We start from the raw sequence: 273 nt of genomic DNA, 5'->3' as shown, positions 1-273 counted from the left end.
GAACCGGGCGGGTGGGGATCACCTCGCCGGTCTTCTTGTTGACGCCACCACCCAGGGTGGTGACTGCTCGAATGGTGCCGGTCAGCGTGAGCATCACAGGCTCCCTTGATCCAGGGCACCGGAACGCTCGATAGCTACCTCGGCGCGGGCCAGCGCATCAGACACAGCAGCCTCGATGAACTCGCGCTTGCTCATGTCGAGCAGGTTCGTCACTTGATCGAGGCGCTCGATCAGCGAGGGATGCACCTTGGCGCACATCTGGCGCAGCTCGGT

At 63.7% G+C, this 273-nt stretch carries 1 protein-coding gene; it reads right to left on the bottom strand.

All coding sequences use genetic code 11. The features are described 5' to 3' along the window. Positions 1-93: 93 nt before the first annotated feature. A partial coding sequence (locus ABG80_RS22300) for a hypothetical protein (protein WP_407638721.1) occupies positions 94-273 on the bottom strand: 180 nt, incomplete at its 5' end.

Origin of the sequence: Aquabacterium parvum, assembly GCF_001447195.1 — a bacterium.
Taxonomy (GTDB): Bacteria; Pseudomonadota; Gammaproteobacteria; order Burkholderiales; family Burkholderiaceae_C; genus Aquabacterium; species Aquabacterium parvum.
This window is presented reverse-complemented; position numbering and strand designations above follow the sequence as displayed.